The 17,380-nt window shown below is 59.8% G+C and carries 18 protein-coding genes; 12 read left to right on the forward strand and 6 right to left on the reverse strand.

Annotated elements, in window-relative coordinates; genetic code table 11:
• Positions 1–8 precede the first annotated feature (8 nt).
• A complete protein-coding gene (locus tag GAO09_RS25745) occupies positions 9–818 on the reverse strand; it encodes a hypothetical protein (protein WP_209018841.1) in 810 nt (269 codons plus the stop codon).
• A 332-nt stretch (positions 819–1,150) separates the two neighbouring features.
• Here GAO09_RS25745 and GAO09_RS29750 point away from each other — a divergent pair, with 332 nt between their 5' ends.
• Complete coding sequence (locus GAO09_RS29750) at positions 1,151–1,315, forward strand: hypothetical protein (RefSeq protein ID WP_165931989.1); 165 nt, start codon at positions 1,151–1,153, stop codon at positions 1,313–1,315.
• Positions 1,316–1,345: 30 nt separating this feature from the next.
• Here GAO09_RS29750 and GAO09_RS25750 read toward each other — a convergent pair whose 3' ends face one another.
• The 4 genes from GAO09_RS25750 to GAO09_RS25765 all read right to left on the reverse strand — a co-directional run bounded on the left by GAO09_RS25750 (position 1,346) and on the right by GAO09_RS25765 (position 4,442).
• The gene (locus GAO09_RS25750; protein WP_153359166.1) at positions 1,346–1,585 is read right to left on the reverse strand and encodes a hypothetical protein; all 240 of its coding nucleotides are present in this window, start codon (positions 1,583–1,585) and stop codon (positions 1,346–1,348) included.
• Between the two features lie 161 nt (positions 1,586–1,746).
• Positions 1,747–3,132: a sensor histidine kinase gene (locus tag GAO09_RS25755; protein ID WP_153359168.1), complete on the reverse strand. Its 1,386-nt coding sequence runs from the start codon at positions 3,130–3,132 to the stop codon at positions 1,747–1,749.
• 37 nt (positions 3,133–3,169) lie between these two features.
• The gene (locus tag GAO09_RS25760; RefSeq protein ID WP_324184823.1) at positions 3,170–3,847 is read right to left on the reverse strand and encodes a response regulator transcription factor; all 678 of its coding nucleotides are present in this window, start codon (positions 3,845–3,847) and stop codon (positions 3,170–3,172) included.
• Between the two features lie 88 nt (positions 3,848–3,935).
• A complete protein-coding gene (locus GAO09_RS25765) occupies positions 3,936–4,442 on the reverse strand; it encodes a DUF1993 domain-containing protein (protein ID WP_153359170.1) in 507 nt (168 codons plus the stop codon).
• A gap of 172 nt (positions 4,443–4,614) precedes the next feature.
• Between GAO09_RS25765 and GAO09_RS25770 the strand changes: the two genes are divergently transcribed.
• The 4 genes from GAO09_RS25770 to GAO09_RS25785 all read left to right on the forward strand — a co-directional run bounded on the left by GAO09_RS25770 (position 4,615) and on the right by GAO09_RS25785 (position 8,959).
• Complete coding sequence (locus tag GAO09_RS25770) at positions 4,615–5,688, forward strand: ABC transporter substrate-binding protein (protein ID WP_153359171.1); 1,074 nt, start codon at positions 4,615–4,617, stop codon at positions 5,686–5,688.
• A 209-nt stretch (positions 5,689–5,897) separates the two neighbouring features.
• A complete protein-coding gene (locus GAO09_RS25775; protein ID WP_153359173.1) occupies positions 5,898–6,842 on the forward strand; it encodes a Bug family tripartite tricarboxylate transporter substrate binding protein in 945 nt (314 codons plus the stop codon).
• Positions 6,839–7,330 carry a tripartite tricarboxylate transporter TctB family protein gene (locus tag GAO09_RS25780; protein ID WP_153359175.1) on the forward strand — a complete coding sequence of 164 codons (492 nt, stop codon included), beginning with the start codon at positions 6,839–6,841 and terminating at the stop codon, positions 7,328–7,330. The genes GAO09_RS25775 and GAO09_RS25780 overlap by 4 nt, the downstream gene beginning before the upstream one ends.
• A 111-nt stretch (positions 7,331–7,441) precedes the next feature.
• On the forward strand, positions 7,442–8,959 hold the full coding sequence (locus GAO09_RS25785; protein ID WP_153359177.1) for a tripartite tricarboxylate transporter permease: 1,518 nt from the start codon (positions 7,442–7,444) through the stop codon (positions 8,957–8,959).
• An 82-nt stretch (positions 8,960–9,041) separates the two neighbouring features.
• Here the strand turns inward: GAO09_RS25785 and GAO09_RS25790 are convergent, their stop codons facing one another.
• On the reverse strand, positions 9,042–9,674 hold the full coding sequence (locus GAO09_RS25790) for a ChrR family anti-sigma-E factor (RefSeq protein WP_235938464.1): 633 nt from the start codon (positions 9,672–9,674) through the stop codon (positions 9,042–9,044).
• Positions 9,675–10,032: 358 nt separating this feature from the next.
• On the opposite strand from GAO09_RS25790, the gene GAO09_RS25795 reads away from it, so the two are divergent.
• The 7 genes from GAO09_RS25795 (at position 10,033) to GAO09_RS25825 (ending at position 17,379) form a co-directional block, all read left to right on the forward strand.
• Positions 10,033–11,070, forward strand: coding sequence for a cysteine synthase A (locus tag GAO09_RS25795; RefSeq protein WP_153359180.1), 1,038 nt, complete (start codon positions 10,033–10,035; stop codon positions 11,068–11,070).
• Positions 11,071–11,077: 7 nt separating this feature from the next.
• Positions 11,078–11,824: an alanyl-tRNA editing protein gene (locus GAO09_RS25800; protein ID WP_153359182.1), complete on the forward strand. Its 747-nt coding sequence runs from the start codon at positions 11,078–11,080 to the stop codon at positions 11,822–11,824.
• 37 nt (positions 11,825–11,861) lie between these two features.
• Entirely contained in the window at positions 11,862–13,280 is a 1,419-nt protein-coding gene (gene sseA / locus GAO09_RS25805) for a 3-mercaptopyruvate sulfurtransferase (RefSeq protein WP_153359184.1), read from the forward strand.
• A gap of 103 nt (positions 13,281–13,383) precedes the next feature.
• A complete protein-coding gene (locus GAO09_RS25810) occupies positions 13,384–13,851 on the forward strand; it encodes a DUF1203 domain-containing protein (RefSeq protein ID WP_153359195.1) in 468 nt (155 codons plus the stop codon).
• Between the two features lie 120 nt (positions 13,852–13,971).
• Positions 13,972–14,304: a PilZ domain-containing protein gene (locus GAO09_RS25815; RefSeq protein WP_235938466.1), complete on the forward strand. Its 333-nt coding sequence runs from the start codon at positions 13,972–13,974 to the stop codon at positions 14,302–14,304.
• Between the two features lie 100 nt (positions 14,305–14,404).
• A complete protein-coding gene (locus GAO09_RS25820; protein ID WP_153359199.1) occupies positions 14,405–16,393 on the forward strand; it encodes a bifunctional 2',3'-cyclic-nucleotide 2'-phosphodiesterase/3'-nucleotidase in 1,989 nt (662 codons plus the stop codon).
• Positions 16,394–16,542: 149 nt separating this feature from the next.
• On the forward strand, positions 16,543–17,379 hold the full coding sequence (locus GAO09_RS25825; protein ID WP_153359201.1) for a PhzF family phenazine biosynthesis protein: 837 nt from the start codon (positions 16,543–16,545) through the stop codon (positions 17,377–17,379).
• The last annotated feature ends 1 nt before the right edge of the window (position 17,380 follow it).

Genomic DNA, 17,380 nt, shown 5'->3' on the forward strand with positions numbered 1-17,380 from the left:
TCATGTTGTCATGGACACCAATTGGTAAAACGACCACCTTTCGGTTGCGCTAAACCTTCCTGTACAAGCTGATCACCAATCGACTTTCCGCCGCGCATAGCAACACGCAATTTTGCACCAGACTGTTCACGGTCACCGCTGTCGGAGAGAACAAGGTCAAACGGCCCGGCATCAAGAAGTTCGCGCAACCGGACTTTTGCTCGAAAACCACGCTGGCGCTCCGCATCACATCTGGCGGATTCCGCGCTGGGCACATCGACGTCAGCCAATCTTACGGCCGTCTTGTCGTGCCAGAACACACCGGATTCGGCGATGCAATTGTTCAGACCCGAACGACCGCAATAATAGAACTGCCCCTTGAAGCCAGCACCTACCATTTTGGCACCTCCATCGGGCGCCAACGCCTTTGCGCCGTTCACAGAGGGAATTACCGGCGGCGGCAATGAGGCCAGCATTGGTTTTGCCGTCGGCTGGGGAGCAGTGACAGGCACGGATCGAGAAGGAATCGAAGCCGGTGGCACGGGCACGTTACCGGAAGGCGTGGCTAACGCCGATCGGTTGCCCTGCACGGGCGCAGGCGGAGACGGACGTGGCGTCGGCTGCGGTTTTGCCGCCTCCTGCCGGCTCGCACTGGTCGCCGATGGCTTTGCCGGCGGCAGATAGCGCGCAAGGTCGTCGCGATGATCGTAAATAACGATCCCGGCGACAACCAGGGCTGCAGCTCCGTACCACGGCGCCATGCCGCCCTTTGCCTTGGTTGAACGACGCGTTTTGCGCGCCCTGCCCGTGGCTGCCTTTGCCATGACATGCTCCTTCACATCTTTTGCGACGGAGTATCGTTAATAAATCTTTCCGAATGGTTGGCATGGTCATCCGCAGCGTGTCGATTTGATGCAGATTTTTATGTGATCCACAGGCTTGAAATATAAGGCGTCTCACGAATTGTAGCGACGAGACGGCCCGAAACGTGACACTTGCCTCTGGAAATGCGGATTTCCCCCCTATATGCAGGGGTCTACAGATTCCTGTGTCAGATTTGATCACGTGCGTATGCCGCGACCTTCGCGGCTGTGTTGAGCCAGTTTTGCGCAAGCCCTGAGTTTTAGGGTCTCGTCACCGGAATGAGTCCGGCCCCAACGAGGACAATGATATGTCGAATGAGACGGACCATAACCGCCACGAGCCGAGCGATTCGGCGATTGCGCTTTTCCTGCAGGACAACGATCCTGACCAGCTGACCGACATTTTGGTCGCTGCACTCGATGAAGCCTTCCGCATCATGGAACAGGATATCCGCACCGAAACCTTCCACTGAGATTTGTCGTGAGCCGGCAAGATCTCCGGCTCACGCTGCCAGCAGCGCCTTCAGTTTCTCGAAACGCCGGCGCGCCCGCGCCAATTGCTTTGCGGCGGCAATCGGCTTGTCGATAATCTCTTGCAGCGATTCCACAAGAAGACTGGCAGCATCGCTCTCGCCGGTCCCGACCGGTACATTCTCCACGATCTCGCGCGCAAAGTTGTACATTTGTCTGTAGCTGGCGATTTCGGCTGCGACCTCGCTCCAATCGCGCTTCTGTCTGCTCATATCCATCCGTCTCTTTGATCATCAAATCAGGTCGGAAACGCGCCAACTGGGTAAAATGCCCGTCTTTATCGAAATCCTTAGTCAATCTCGGATTAACCTGTAACCGTTGCGTGAATTAGAATTATCTGAATAATCGCAAGCACTTGAAAGCTGCGGAGGCCTTACCCCTTGGCAGGCAAACGCACCCGCACCGTCAGCCCCTCTAAGCCCGGTCCATCCGCGAGCTCCACCGTGCCGCCATGTAGAACGGCGATCTCCTCCACGATCGGCAGGCCGAGGCCACTTCCCGGCCGATCCTGCAAAGCACCGCGCTCGAATCGGGTCAGTGCCTCGCTGCGTCGCTCAGCGGGAATGCCCGGACCATTATCCTCGACCTCCAGCACAGCCTCATGTGCCGTCCGTAGCGTGCGCAACGTCACCACCGCGCCCTCGCCTGCATAGAGCACAGCATTGGAGATCAGGTTTTTCATCAACTCGGTCAGAAGCAGCGGCTCCGCCTTCACCAAGACAGGCTCTTCGCCCTCGAAACCGAGATCGATACCGGCCTCGGCCGCCAGCACGACATGATCCGCCGTCGTGGCTCGCGCCAGAGCCGTCAGGTCTACCGCAGCAAACCCGTCCTTACGTGCGCGCGCCGTCGCATCAATTCGTGCCATCAGAAGAAGTTGACCCAGCGTTCGTTCGGCATCGGCCACCGCCTCGTCCGCTTTTAGTGCCGCCCGTCGCGCCTCCTCCAGATCGGTTGCGCGTGTCGCCAGCGCCAACTGGGTCCGGATGACCGCAAGCGGCGTGCGCAACTGGTGGCTGGCATTGCCGGTGAAGTGACGCAGTGCATCCAGCGCCGATTGCAACCGCACCATGAAGGAATTGACCGTATCGACCAGTTCCTGCACTTCTTTCGGCACCCTGTCGGCGATCGGCGCCAGGTCGTCGGGACTGCGATGCGCAATCGCGCCGCCCAGACGGCTCAGCGGCCGCAGAGATACGGTCACCGCGATCCAGACGATCAGTGCGGCACCGACGATCAGAAACGCAAGCCGCAGAGCAGAATGCAGCAAGATCGAGTTTGTAAGCTGCCGCCGGGCGATCGTCGTCTCCGCAACCGTTACCATGAAAGGCATGGAATTGATGCCAGTCGAGGCCGACCGCGCCAACGTCGCCACGCGGATCGGCTCGCCACGAAAGGTAGAGTCGAAAAATGCCGTCGGCTGTCCTTCATAGCGCGCGAGGAACGGCAGGTTCTTGTAGCCGGTGATGAAAGTGCCGGGCGGCCCGTCGACCCGGTAGAAAACCCTGTCCTGCGCCGCCGAGGTGAGCATTTCCAGCGCCACATAGGGAATATCGACTTCGAGCTTTCCGTCTTCCGACACGACCACCCTTTCGGCAATCGCCAGTGCCGAACCGGCAAGAACCCGGTCGGACACATCGTTCGCCGTCTCGCGTGCTTCCCGCCATGTATCGGACAATGCCAATGCCCCCAGCACGCCCGCTGAAGCCAGCAGCCATGCCAGCAGACGCCGACGAATGGAAAACATCCCAAGCTTCATGCGGTTATTGTGGGTTTAGAAGGGTACAGTTGAAAACTCACCGGCCCGCCGCCGCGCCTTCGAGATAATAACCGATGCCGCGCGCACTCTTCACCGTCAGTCCATGCGGCTGAAGGCGGCGGCGCAGGCGGCTGACATATTGTTCGATCGCATTGGCGGACAGATCCTCGTCAAAGCCGGTCATGGAACCGATGATCGCTTCCTTGGAGACCACCTTGCCGGCACGCAAAAAGAGAAGCTCGAGCAAACCCAGTTCACGCGCCGGAATATCGAGAGGACGCCCTTCGCTGGAAAAGCTGCGCGAGGTCAAATCGAAGGTGACGCCGCCATAGCCGATCTGCGACGAGCGCATACCGGCCTGCCGACGCAGCAGCACGCGGATGCGGGCTTCCAGTTCGGAAATGTCGAAAGGTTTGGTGAGATAATCGTCCGCACCGAGATCGAGGCCCTTCACCCGTTCTTCAGGCGCACCACGCGCGGTCAGGATGATGACCGCCGCGCGGTTCTGGCGCGATCGCATGGCGCGCAGGACATCCAGCCCGTCCATTTCGGGGAGGTTGAGATCGAGAATGACGAGATCGAAATTCTGGGCGGCGGCCACGGCTTCGGCGGACGCGCCGTCATGGACGACATCCACCACATAGCCGCTGCCACGCAGGATCGTTGCCAGCCCGTCGGCCAGCGCACCATTGTCCTCCACCAGCAAGATACGCACCGGCGACACCTCCATTTTCGCAAGGCCGAGAATAGCGGCAATGCGACGAAATGTCACCGGTGTTCAAGGGTTTAAGAACGACAGATTATCAACGGGAGCCGAGGTAATCCATCTTGCCGATCGGCACGCCCTTGTGACGCAGAATGGCGTAGGCCGTCGTCACATGAAAATAGAAATTCGGGATGGCGAAACCAAGAACGTAATCACGCGCCGTAAAGGTTTTGGAACCGCTGCCGGTTTTCAATACCACTTCGATCTCGTCCTTGCCGTCCATGGCCGATGCCTCGACCGCCTTCAGGATCTCAACTGTCTTTTCGATACGCGCGTGCAGGTCGGCAAAGGTGACTTCCTCATCGGCCATCGGCACGTTGTCGATACCGGCCACGCGCACCGCCACGAACTTCGCCGTATCGCTCGCGCGCTGGATCTGCGCGGTGAGCGGACCCATGTCCTCGATCAGGCGCGCTTCCAGCAGGGTCTTGTGCTCCAGTCCCTTTTCATCGGCAAATGCCTCGCCTTTCTTCAGAATGGCGGAAAGGTTCTCGAAAGAGCGGATGAAGGCAGGCAGCGTAACATCATAGAGAGAAAGCGACATGGGATCTGGTCCTGAAATTGGCCTTGGCGGGATGCCGAAGCGAAAAGGCCGAGCACAGGTAAGCACACCATTTCCTCAGACAAGCGGCAAAAAATTTGTTTTTCGAACGGTTGTGTTTGCGCGAACAGCCCCCATGCTTGTCGTTTGCCAGGCAGTCGGGCATGCTCTGAAGATGAAGGCTTTTACCCTCCCGCTGTTTTTCACGCTCCTCTGTCCCATCGCCGCGTCGGCGACGGAGGAAACGCTGTTTCCTGCCCTCTCCGGCCATGCGGATGCGCGAGAACTGAAAGTCTACTCCTCGCTCGACCGGCCGCTGGCGACGCCGATGATCGCCGGTTTCCAGAAGGCCAACCCGGATATCGCCATCCGCTACGAGGAAATGCTGACCGGCGAGATCTACGACCGTATCGTGCACGAAACCGATGCCGGCCAGAAAACCGCCGATTTCGCCTTTTCCTCGGCCATGGATCTTCAGGTCAAACTCGCCAATGACGGTTATGCTCAGGTCAGCGACATGCCGATGAGTGAGCGCTGGCCGGAATGGGCAAACTGGCGCGATACGGTCTATGCGCTCACCTTCGAGCCGGCCGTCTTCGTCTATCACAAGCCAAGTTTTAAGGACACGCCGCCGCCATCCACCCGCGCAGAACTGATCGACTATCTGCAGAGCCAGGGCGATGCCGTCCACGGCCGTATCGGCACCTATGATATCGAGCGCTCCGGCGTCGGGTTTCTGTTCATGTCGCGGGATCAGGAACAGTTCGGTGATATCTGGTCGGTCGTCAGGGCCATGGGCGCTGCCGGCGTCAAACTCTATTCCACCAGCGAGGCCATTCTCGAACGCGTCGCCGATGGCCGTTTCGTGCTCGGATATAATATTGTCGGCTCATACGCCTCCAACTGGGCAAGCCGGCACCCGAATATCGGCATTCTCCTGCCCAAGGATTATACCGTCGTGATGTCGCGCATCGGCCTCGTGCCGCAGGCGGCGGCCTCTCCAGACCTTGGTCGAAAGTATCTGGAATTCTTCATGTCGAAGGAAGGCCAGACTATCCTCGCCGTCGATGTGCAGATCCCCGCCGTCAGCCCGGATGTTGCCGGCGCCAATACCGGCACAGCTCTGCAAAAGATTCTCGGCGGGCAACTAAAACCAGTCCCTGTCAGTCTCGGGCTCATGGTTTATCTCGATCAAGTGAAGCGTGCGCGCCTGATTTCGCACTGGAACGACGTTCTCAGGCGCCAATAAACACTATTTCCACTTGCCAAACGCCAAGCACAGGCGAAGTGTCAGTTAGATGTCAGCTTCATATGTTGGCTTAACAAATGATCGGTGGACGCGTGGAGGCGGAAACCGGTGGATATGGGAGAGAGACTTTTAAGCTGGGCAAACCCGGCACCGCTCCTCCTGTCTCCAGCAAAGACACCGCGCCTGAAGGCGCCTTTGGAGGAAGACACTTGAAACACTTTTTGATCGCCTCGTTCATGGCTGGTGCAATGGCACTGCCGGCTTATGCTGCCGACTACACCATCGTGGCACCTGCAGCGCCTGGCGGCGGCTGGGACCAGACGGCCCGCTCGCTGCAGGCCGACCTGCAGAAGGAAAAGATTTCCGGTAAGGTTCAGGTCGTCAACGTACCGGGCGCCGGCGGCACGATCGGCCTCGCGCAGTTCGCCAGCCAGCAGAAGGGCAACGCGAACTCGCTGCTCGTCGGCGGTTACGTCATGGTTGGCGCCATCCTCACCAACAAGGCTCCGGTCACGCTCGACGCCATCACTCCGATTGCACGCCTCACCGGTGAATACGAAGCCGTCGTCGTTCCGGCCGCTTCCGAAATCCAGAACATCGGTCAGTTGATCGAGATGCTCAAGAAGGATCCGGGCGCGGTTTCATGGGCTGGCGGTTCTGCCGGCGGCACCGACCATATCGGCGCAGGCCTGATCGCCAAGGCAGCCGGCGTTGATCCGACCAAGATCAACTACATCGCCTATTCGGGCGGCGGCGAAGCACTGGCGGCTATCCTCGGCAACCAGGTCACCGCCGGCATTTCGTCTTACGGCGAATTCGAGCCGCAGGTTAAGGCCGGCACGCTGCGTCTTCTCGCCGTCTCCAGCGCCGAGCGCATCGAAGGTGCAGATGCTCCGACGCTGAAGGAATCCGGCCTCGACGTTGTTCTCGAAAACTGGCGCATGGTTGCCGCTGCTCCAGGCATTTCCGAAGAGCAGAAGGCCGCCATCACCGCTGACGTTGAAAAGCTGGTGAAGTCCGCCACCTGGCAGGAAACGCTGACGACCAAGAAGTGGCAGGACACGTTCCTCGCCGGCAAGCCGTTCGAAGAACAGCTCGCCAAGGACATTGCCGCAACCGAAACCATTCTCAAGGACATCGGACTGGTTAAATGACCACTGGTAACCACAACCATACCCACGCGCGCCGCCCTGATTGGGCGGCGCTTGCCGTGGCCGTCGTTCTCTCCGCCATCGCCGCCGTCATCTTTTTCGATGTGAACAGGCTGGAAAGCAGCGGCGGATATTCCGGTATCGGTCCGGCAACCGTTCCCGAAGTCATTGCCTTCTGTCTTGTCGGACTGGCGATCTGGACGGTCGTCGCCGCCTTCCGTGGCGATTTCCCCGAGCGCGAGCATCAAGAATTCCCGCCCGTCATCTGGATCGTTGGTGGCCTTGCCGCCCAGATGCTGCTTCTGACGACTGCCGGCTTCTCGATCGCGACAGGCATCCTGTTCGCCATGACTGCCGCAGGCTTCGGCAAGCGCAAGCTCTGGATCTCCATCCCCGCAGGCATCGCGCTTGCATTCGTCGTCTGGATCGCCTTCGCACAGCTTCTGCAGCTATCGCTTCCGGCCGGTCCGCTGGAGCGACTGTTCTTCTAAGGCGTGATGCACCCGCATCGCTCATCACGCCTTAGGCCTTTGTTTTCTCGCATGTCGTGATCGCGAACCGCTCAACCGGTGCGCCTGGCATGCTCTAGGAAGTAAGCCTCGATGAATACCTTCGATTTCCTTTTGCAGGGTCTTGCGATCGCCGCACAGCCGATCAACCTGTTCTACGCCCTGATCGGCGTCACGCTCGGCACATTGGTCGGCGTCCTGCCCGGCATCGGCCCGGCGCTGACGGTTGCGCTGCTCCTGCCCGTCACCTACCAGCTTGATCCGGCCGGTTCGCTGATCATGTTTGCCGGCATCTATTACGGCGGCATGTATGGCGGCTCGACCACGTCGATCCTCTTGAACACCCCCGGCGAAAGTGCGTCTATCGTCACCGCGCTCGAGGGCAACAAGATGGCCCGCGCCGGCCGTGGCGGCCCCGCTCTTGCAACAGCCGCCATCGGATCGTTCGTTGCCGGCCTGATCGCAACGATAGCACTCGCCTTCATCGCTCCCTTCGTCGTCAAATTCGCGCTCGCCTTCGGCCCCCGCGAATATTTCGCGCTGATGGTTCTCGCCTTCGTCACCGTATCGGCAGCCTTCGGCGATTCGACGCTGCGTGGTCTGACATCGCTGTTTATCGGTCTGGCGCTCGCCATCATCGGCATCGACCAGTTGACCGGCCAGACGCGCATGAGCTTTGGCATTCCTGATCTGCTCGATGGCATCGAAGTGACGACGCTGGCCGTTGCCATGTTCGCCATCGGCGAAACGCTCTATGTTGCCGCTCAGGGCAGCCGCGCGCCTGAAAAGGTCGAGGCAGTCAAGGGTTCGCTGTGGATGACCAAAAAGGATTGGGCTCGCTCGTGGAAGCCCTGGCTGCGCGGCACGGCGATCGGCTTTCCGATCGGCGCCATGCCGGCCGGTGGCGCGGACGTGTCGAGCTTCCTGTCTTACTCGGCGGAAAAGCAGTTCTCCAAACACCCGGAAGAGTTTGGCAAGGGCGCCATCGAAGGCGTTGCGGGGCCGGAAGCCGCCAATAACGCTTCGGCCGCCGGTACGCTCGTACCGTTGCTGACGCTCGGCCTGCCGACCACGGCAACGGCTGCGATCATGCTCGCCGGCTTCCAGCAGTTCGGCCTGCAGCCGGGGCCGCTCCTGTTCGCCACCAATCCGCAGCTCGTCTGGGGCCTGATCGCCTCGCTGCTGATCGCCAATTTCATGCTGCTGGTTCTGAACCTGCCGCTGATCGGCCTGTGGGTGCGCCTGCTGACCATCCCGAAGCCCTGGCTCTATGCCGGCATCCTGATGTTCGCGACGCTTGGCACCATCGGCGCCAACCCGTCGGTGTTCGAACTCGGCATGCTGCTCGCCTTCGGTCTGCTCGGATATGTCATGCGTGTCATGGGGTATCCTATCGCACCCGTCGTCGTCGGCCTCATCCTCGGCCCAATGGCAGAACAGCAGTTGCGCCGTGCGCTGTCGATCAGCCAGGGCGACCCCACCGTGCTCGTCAGCTCGCCGATTGCCGCGACGCTGCTCGTGCTGGCGGTTCTGGCGCTGGTCGTGCCGCTGATCATGCGTGCTCGCGGCCGTGGTGAAGTGCTGTCGCAGGTCGCCGGCGCGGAAGACTGATAAAACAAGGCCTCCCAAGGCAAAAAAACACCCCGCCCGGTTCGCCGGCGGGGTGTTTTGTTTTCAATGAGAAAGAAAAGGCTCAAAGGCCGAGGATATCGCCGAGCAGGCCCATCTTGGAGCCGGACAGGACGATCGGCGCAAACAGCACCGACAGGCACAGGCAGGGTTTTGTCATGCCCGCCACCGGGCGATGATCGAGATCCTCATCCGCCACCGACACATCGCCGCGGCCGAACGTGCCGCGATGATCGTGAAAATCACCATCCAGCACCAGCGTCAGCTCAAGCCCTTCATGGGTATGATTCGGTAACGCCCTGCCCGGCCGCGCCCACAGGAGCGACATTTCCGAGCCGTCATCCTTGTCATGCTCGATCATATGCTGCTTCAAACCCGGCAGTTTGGTCTTCCAGGGCACATCTGCAAGATCGTAGCCGAGATGATCACGGAGCGCCTGCGGAAGGACATGGTGTTTTTCGCGCGGCTGAACCAATCGCAGCGCTGGAGACGGTGACCGCATGATGTTTTCCATGCAGCGATCACCGCTGACCAGCGCGCGTGTTTTAGCCGCTTCCAGCGATTCACCGGCAAACGCTTCAAGCGTTCTGGCCATCATCGCGGAAGACGGTTTCATCTCGATATGAGACGCTACCAGCACACGCGCGGGTTCGGGCAGATCACCCGCCACATATTCGGAAATCAATGCGTCAAGCATGGCGACCGTCATTGAGCCACCTCGACAACGGTTTCGGCCTCAAACGCGCGGGCATCCATGCCTTTTGCTACACACAATTTCCGACACTGCCAGGCCATTGCCTGCATCACTTCGCAACCTTCCTGTATCCCTGCCTCCGCAACAGGGGAAATTTCCCCATAATGTGGGGGTAATTGCGGCAAGCCGCCAGTCCTGAAAAATTAGGGGTAGTGAAGAAATTAAGCCTGTCCCATTTCCAGAAACAGAATTTCTTGCGTCTGCGCCATTGTCCGTAGACAAGACGGTTACTAGGTCGTGTACTCTCGCCTTCGTCTGTAGATACACGGCACGCCCATTAAGTGAAAGAAAAGGCATTTCCATGACCCCGCATTCCTCGGTGCTCAGCGTAATCGGCAACACTCCCCTGATTCGCCTGAAAGGCGCCTCGGATGCGACCGGCTGTGAAATCCTCGGCAAGGCGGAATTTCTCAATCCGGGACAGTCGGTCAAGGACCGCGCCGCGCTCTACATCATTCGCGATGCGGAAAAGCGTGGCCTGCTGCGTCCGGGCGGCGTCATCGTCGAGGGCACAGCCGGCAATACCGGCATCGGTCTGACGCTGGTTGCCAAGGCGCTCGGTTATCGCACGGTCATCGTCATTCCCGAAACCCAGAGCCAGGAAAAGAAGGACGCCCTGAAACTGATGGGTGCCGAACTCGTGGAAGTGCCGGCGGTTCCCTACAAGAACCCCAACAATTACGTCAAAGTTTCCGGCCGCCTCGCAGAACAGCTGGCCAAGACCGAGCCGAACGGCGCCATCTGGGCCAACCAGTTCGACAATGTCGCCAATCGCCAGTCGCATGTGGAAACCACCGCGCAGGAAATCTGGCAGCAGACCGACGGCAAGATCGACGGTTTCATCTGCTCGGTCGGCTCCGGCGGCACGCTCGCCGGCACTGCCGAGGGTCTTCGCGCCCACAATGCGTCCATCAAGATCGGTCTGGCCGACCCGGATGGCGCCGCTCTTTATGAGTATTATGCCAATGGCGAGTTGAAGTCCGAGGGCAGCTCGATCACCGAAGGCATCGGTCAGGGCCGTATCACCGCCAATCTCGAAGGTTTCGCCCCCGATTTCAGCTATAAGATCAGCGATGTGGAAGCGCTGCCCTACGTCTTCGACATGGTCGAGAACGAGGGCCTGTGCCTGGGTGGCTCCACCGCCATCAATATCGCTGGTGCGGTTCATCTCGCGCGTGATCTCGGGCCCGGGCACACGATCGTCACGATCCTGTGCGATTACGGCAACCGCTATCAGTCAAAAATGTTCAACCCGGAATTTCTCAAATCCAAGGGACTGCCGGTGCCGCAGTGGATTGCCAAGTCCAGCAAGATCGCCGCTCCCTTCGAAGCTGTTTGAGATCCAGATGACCACGACACTCCTGTTCCGCGACGATTTCTATCTCTCCACTGCCGAAGGCACGGTCACCGTGCTGCACGAGGATGGTGCGATCGAACTCGACCAGACCTGCTTTTATGCGACTTCCGGCGGCCAGCCGGGTGATATCGGCTTTTTCGAACGTGCCGATGGGTCTCGCATCGAGATCGCCACCACCCGCAACGGCGCCACCAAGGACATCATTCTGCATGTTCCGGCTGAGGGCCAGCAGCCACCGCTGGTGGGCGAAAAGCTGACGATCCACATCGACTGGCCGCGCCGCTACAAGCTGATGCGCATGCACACCGCCTGCCATATTCTGTCGGTCGTCTGCCCTTACCCGGTCACCGGCGCCGCCGTCGGCGAGGATGAATCGCGCATCGATTTCGACATGAGCGACATTCCCGACCCACTCGACAAGGCGACGGCCACCGAGCGGATGATGGCGCTCGTCAACGAAAATCATCCGGTTTACCTGCAATGGATCACCGACGAGGAACTGGCCGCCAATCCGGATCTGGTCAAATCCAAGAACGTGCGCCCGCCGGTCGGCCTCGGCCGTGTCAGCCTCGTCTGCATCGGTGAAAATTCCAGTATCGACAGCCAGCCTTGCGGCGGCACACATGTGTCGGAAACGCAGGAAGTCGGTGCCGTCTACATTTCCAAGATCGAAAAGAAGGGCAAGGAGAACCGCCGGTTCCGTATCCGCTTCGGCACACCCGAAGAAACGGCCTGAACGCTACTCTGATATTGCCATACAAAGGGAGACTGCCATGAGCGGAGCAAAAAGCCGTTTCGTCGTATCCGCTGACTGGGTTGAAAAACAGCTCGGCACAAGGGGGTTTCGCGTTATCGACGCCGCCTGGTATCTGCCTGCGCATAATCGCAATGGTGCCGCCGAATATGCCGGCGGCCACATCCCCGGCGCGGTGTTTTTCGACCAGGACGTGATTGCCGACCACACGACCGGCCTGCCGCACAGCCTGCCCTCGCCCGAATATTTTGCAGAGGAAATCGGCAAGCTCGGCATTTCCGAACACGACACGATCGTTGTTTACGACGGTCCCGGTTTCTTTTCCGCGCCGCGCGTGTGGTGGATGCTGCGAACCATGGGTGCCGAAAACGTCTATGTGCTCGATGGCGGCCTCGACGGCTGGAAGGCGGAAAACCGCCCGCTCGAAACCGATTTGGGCGAACCGGTACCGACAACGTTTACCCCGCATTTCCGCCAGCGCCGTGTCACGAGCTTTTCGGAAATGCGCGCCGTCGTCGATAGCCGCGTTCGGCAGGTGGTCGATGCCCGCGGTGCCGGCCGTTTTACGGGAGACGAAGCCGAACCGCGTGCCGGAATGCGTTCCGGCCATATGCCCGGCGCCCGCAGCCTGCCCGCCACAAGCCTGTCGGCCAATGGCCACTTCCACGATCTCGCGACGCTGAAGCGCATGATGGATGAGGCCGGAATCGATCTCTCGCAACCGGTCGTCACCAGCTGCGGCTCGGGCGTCACCGCCGCCGTCATCACGCTGGCGCTGGAATCGCTCGGCCATACCGACAATTCGCTCTATGATGGATCGTGGTCGGAATGGGGTTCGCGCAGCGACACCAATATCGTCACCGGTCCGGCCGAGCCGATCGAGCGCAAGGAATCACAGCCGCTCAAGGCACACATCACCCGCCTGGAAATGACGGCGGCGCCAAAGAACAGCCTGCCGATCCCGGCAAACATACAGACGGCGCTGATGAGCGTGCAGGACATGCCGCTCAGCTATTATCGTTATCTCTACCGGCAGGTGGGAAAACGCTGGCACTGGTATGAACGGCTGCGCATGAGCGATGCGGAACTGTCGGAAATCCTCAACAGTTCCAAAGTCAGCGTCACCGTGCTTTACGTCAACGGCGCACCGGCCGGCTTTTTCGAATTGAACAAGCTGAATGACGATCTTGTCGAACTTTCGTATTTCGGCCTGTTCGAACGCGCTATCGGCATGGGCATCGGCAAATGGTTCCTGCTGCAGGCGCTTTACGCCGCATGGCAGGACAATCCGAAAAAGGTCACCGTCAACACCAACACGCTCGACCATCCGCGCGCATTGCAGCTTTACCAGATGATGGGCTTCTCGCCGGTCGGCACCAGCGAAGCCTGGGTGCCGCCGATGTCGGATGCCGAACTGCTGATGGCGCTTGATCGCTAAAAACAGGGCGCAAGGATTTGCAGTCCTTTCACCTCAGGCAAGAAACGGGTGGCGGCCGACCGGCATCCGTTTCATCTCTCCCGAAACCGAACGGGAGACAGACATGCACATCACCTTTACCGCCATGCCGACCGCCGATGCCGAGCACCTTCGCAACGGTGGCGCCGACGCCTATGGCAACCTGCCCGAAACCGCCACCTCTGACGGCCCCGGCCATCCCTGCCGTCACTGCCTGGACAATATCGACGCTGGCGAAGCGTTTTTGATCCTCGCCTACCGCCCCTTCCCGTCGCTGCAGCCTTATGCCGAAACCGGGCCGATATTCCTGCACGCAAAAAGCTGCAAACGATACGAGGCTACGGAAGTATTGCCGCCGATGCTTCAGAGTCCGGATTACATCGTTCGTGGTTATGGCGCGAATGACCGTATCGTCTACGGTAGCGGCGCGGTCACCGCGACCACCGGTATTGCGGATCGCGCGGGAATGCTTCTGGCGCGGGAAGATATCGCCTATGTGCATGTACGCTCCGCCCGCAACAACTGCTTTCAGTGCCGTATAGACCGACATTGAAAGTCAATTGACTGGCCTCTTCTCGAATTACATTCGGATTGCTATAATTTTACAGATGCAATGAAATGTAATTCAACAGCTTATCTCTATACCTCCTCTGACAAGATGGAGAGATACAGCATGGCTGTCATTGGTATGAAGACCCGCAGCGCCCAGCGCCGCAAAACCCGCATTTACGGGACCGTCAAATATTACAATCAGGCCGCCAAGGGCCGTATCGTTGATCTGTCCGACACGGGTCTGGCACTCGATCTCGGCAGCCCGTTCCACGCGGCTACCGGCAGCGCGGTGAAGATCGAGACCGACGAACTCGGTATTCTCGAGGGTACCGTGAAATGGTCGCATCGTGGCCGCCTCGGTATCCATTTCCGCCCGAACTCGAACGCGTCGGCACAGGTCCAGTCCTATTTCCGTTTCTTCCATCAGGAAATCCGCCCGGTTCTGACACGCTAAATATCGGCATTCGAACATATCCAACCCTCTGTCATTTTACTGATGCAACCCCATGCAATTGCGCTTAGGTTGCCTCGATAAGCACAGGGGAGATTTTATAATGTCGCATTTGTCCGGTCTTCATCCCATCAGCCGCCGCGCCCTGCTCGGCGGCTTTGCCGCTTCTTCAGCCCTCGTTGTCCTTCATCCATTCGCCGCCCGCGCCGCCAACAATCAGGCGCATCTGCGCATCATGGAAACCACGGACATCCACGTGCACGTCTTCCCGTATGACTATTACGCCGACAAGCCGAACGACACGCTGGGCCTCGCCCGCACCGCCTCGCTGATCGACGGTATCCGCGCCGAAGCCGGCAATTCCATGCTGATCGACAATGGCGATTTTCTGCAGGGCAATCCGCTCGGCGATTACGTCGCCTATGAGCGTGGCATGAAGGAAGGTGACAAACACCCGGTCATCTCCGCCATGAACGTGCTCGGCTACGATGTCGGCACGATGGGCAACCACGAATTCAACTATGGCCTCGATTTCCTCAACAAGGTTCTCGCCGGCGCCGGTTTCCCATTCGTCTGCGCGAATCTTACCAAGGGCATGCTGGCATCCGATCCGAAAAAGGATGAACTGATGTTCAAGCCTTACGTGATCATCGAAAAGCGGATCCGTGACGGTTCGGGCGCCACTTCGCCGATCAAGGTCGGCTTCATCGGCTTCGTGCCGCCGCAGATCATGACCTGGGATGCGAAGAACCTCGAAGGCAAGGCGCAGACCCGCGACATCGTCGATGCCGCCAAGGCCTGGGTGCCGGTCATGAAGGAAGAAGGCGCCGATATCGTCATCGCGCTTTCCCATTCCGGCATCGACGGCACCGGCCAGAGCGAGCGCATGGAAAACGCCTCGCTGTATCTCGCTGGCGTCGAAGGCATCGATGCGATCTTCACCGGCCACCAGCATCTGGTTTTCCCTGGCCCAAAGGACTTTGACGGGATTGCCGGCGCCGATGCCAAGAAGGGCACACTGATGGGCAAGCCCGCCGTGATGGGTGGCTTCTGGGGCTCGCATATGGGCCTGATCGACCTGCTGCTCGAAAAGGACGGCAGCAGCTGGAAGATCATTTCCTCCACCTCGGAAGCCCGACCGATCTATCACCGCGACGACAATCGCAAGATCGTTGCCGATGTGAAGGACAAGCCCGAGGTTCTGGCCGCCGCGAAAGCCGACCACGACGCCACGCTCGCCTATGTCCGCCGCGCCGTCGGCAAGACGTCGGCACCGCTCTATTCCTACTTCGCGCTCGTTGCCGACGATCCGTCCGTGCAGATCGTCTCCAACGCCCAGGCCTGGTACATCAAGCAGATGCTGAAGGACGGCGAATACAAGGATCTGCCCGTGCTTTCGGCAGCTGCACCCTTCAAGGCCGGCGGCCGCGGCGGTCCGGATTACTTTACCGATGTCGCAGCTGGCGATATCGCCATCAAGAACGTCGCCGACCTCTACCTTTATCCCAACACCGTGCAGGCCGTGCTGATCACCGGCGCGCAGGTAAAGAACTGGCTGGAAATGTCGGCCGGCATGTTCAATCAGGTCAAGGCCGGCGCCAAGGATGCCGTCCTGCTGAATGACGGTTTCCCGTCCTACAATTACGACGTCATCGACGGCGTCACCTACCAGATCGACCTCAGCCAACCGGTGCGTTTCGACAAGGACGGCAAGCTGATCAATCAGGATGCCAACCGCATCGTCGATTTGTCATTCGATGGCAAGCCGATCGATCCGGCCCAGAAATTCGTGGTCGTCACCAACAATTATCGCGCGGGTGGCGGGGGCAAGTTCCCGGAGATCGCCGGTGACAAGGTCATCTTCGTTGCTCCCGACACCAACCGGGATGTCATCGTCCGCTACATCGTCGATCAGGGCACGATCAACCCGTCGGCGGATGCCAACTGGTCGTTCAAGCCTCTGGCCGATACGACTGCGGTGTTTGAAAGCGGACCAAAGGGCCGCCAATATGCGGCAGCGGTCAAGGGCGCCAAGATCGAGGATGCCGGCGATGGCGAAAATGGCTTTGCAAAGTTCCGTCTGGTGCTTTGATCACCTCTGACATCATCAACTCTGGCGTCATCCTCGGGCTTGTCCCGAGGATCCAATCACGTCAATAATCACAAGCAGTTGCAGATCCTCGGGACAAGCCCGAGGATGACGGACGACTCGTTTCCATCCGAAAAAGCACAGTGATCCCCATGCCCACATTTTCCTTCCAGCAGGTCGACGTCTTTTCCACTGAAGCCATGCGCGGCAATCCGCTCGCCGTCGTGATCGGCGCCGACGCGCTTTCCGACGCCGACATGCAGGCCTTCGCCAACTGGACAAACCTGTCCGAAACCACCTTCCTGCTCAAGCCGACGACACCGGAAGCCCATTACCGCGTCCGCATTTTCACGCCGAGCCAAGAACTGCCCTTTGCCGGCCATCCGACACTCGGCAGCGCCCATGTCTGGCTCAGCCAGGCAATCGATGCTCCGGATGGTGAGGTGGTGCAGGAATGCGGTGCCGGCCTCGTGCGCATTCGTCGCGATGGCGATCGCCTCGCCTTCGCCGCCCCGCCGCTGGTGCGCTCCGGCCCGGTCGATCCGGTGATCGTCGAGCGCATCGCGCGCGGCCTCAATCTGCCGGATGCGATGATCAAGGACAGCAACTGGGTGGAAAACGGTCCTGACTGGATCGGCGTCCTCCTGCCATCGCGCACGCATGTTCTGGCGGCCAAGGCCGACTATTCCATTCTCGCCGGCACACGCGTCGGCCTTGTCGGCCCGTTCGATCCGAACCTCGATGGCAGTGATGCCCAGTTCGAAGTGCGCGCCTTTACCCGCAACGGCTACGAGGACCCGGTCACCGGCAGCCTCAATGCCGGGCTGGCGCAGTGGCTGATCGGCTCCGGCGTTGCGCCGGAGCACTATGTCGCCGCGCAGGGCACAGCACTCGGTCGCGCCGGCCGTGTGCATGTCGACAAGATGGGTGACGATATCTGGGTGGGCGGCAATGTGACCACCTGCATATCCGGCACACTGACGTTATAGT

The sequence above is a fragment of the Endobacterium cereale genome (assembly GCF_009617585.1).
In the GTDB taxonomy this organism is placed as follows: Bacteria; Pseudomonadota; Alphaproteobacteria; order Rhizobiales; family Rhizobiaceae; genus Neorhizobium; species Neorhizobium cereale.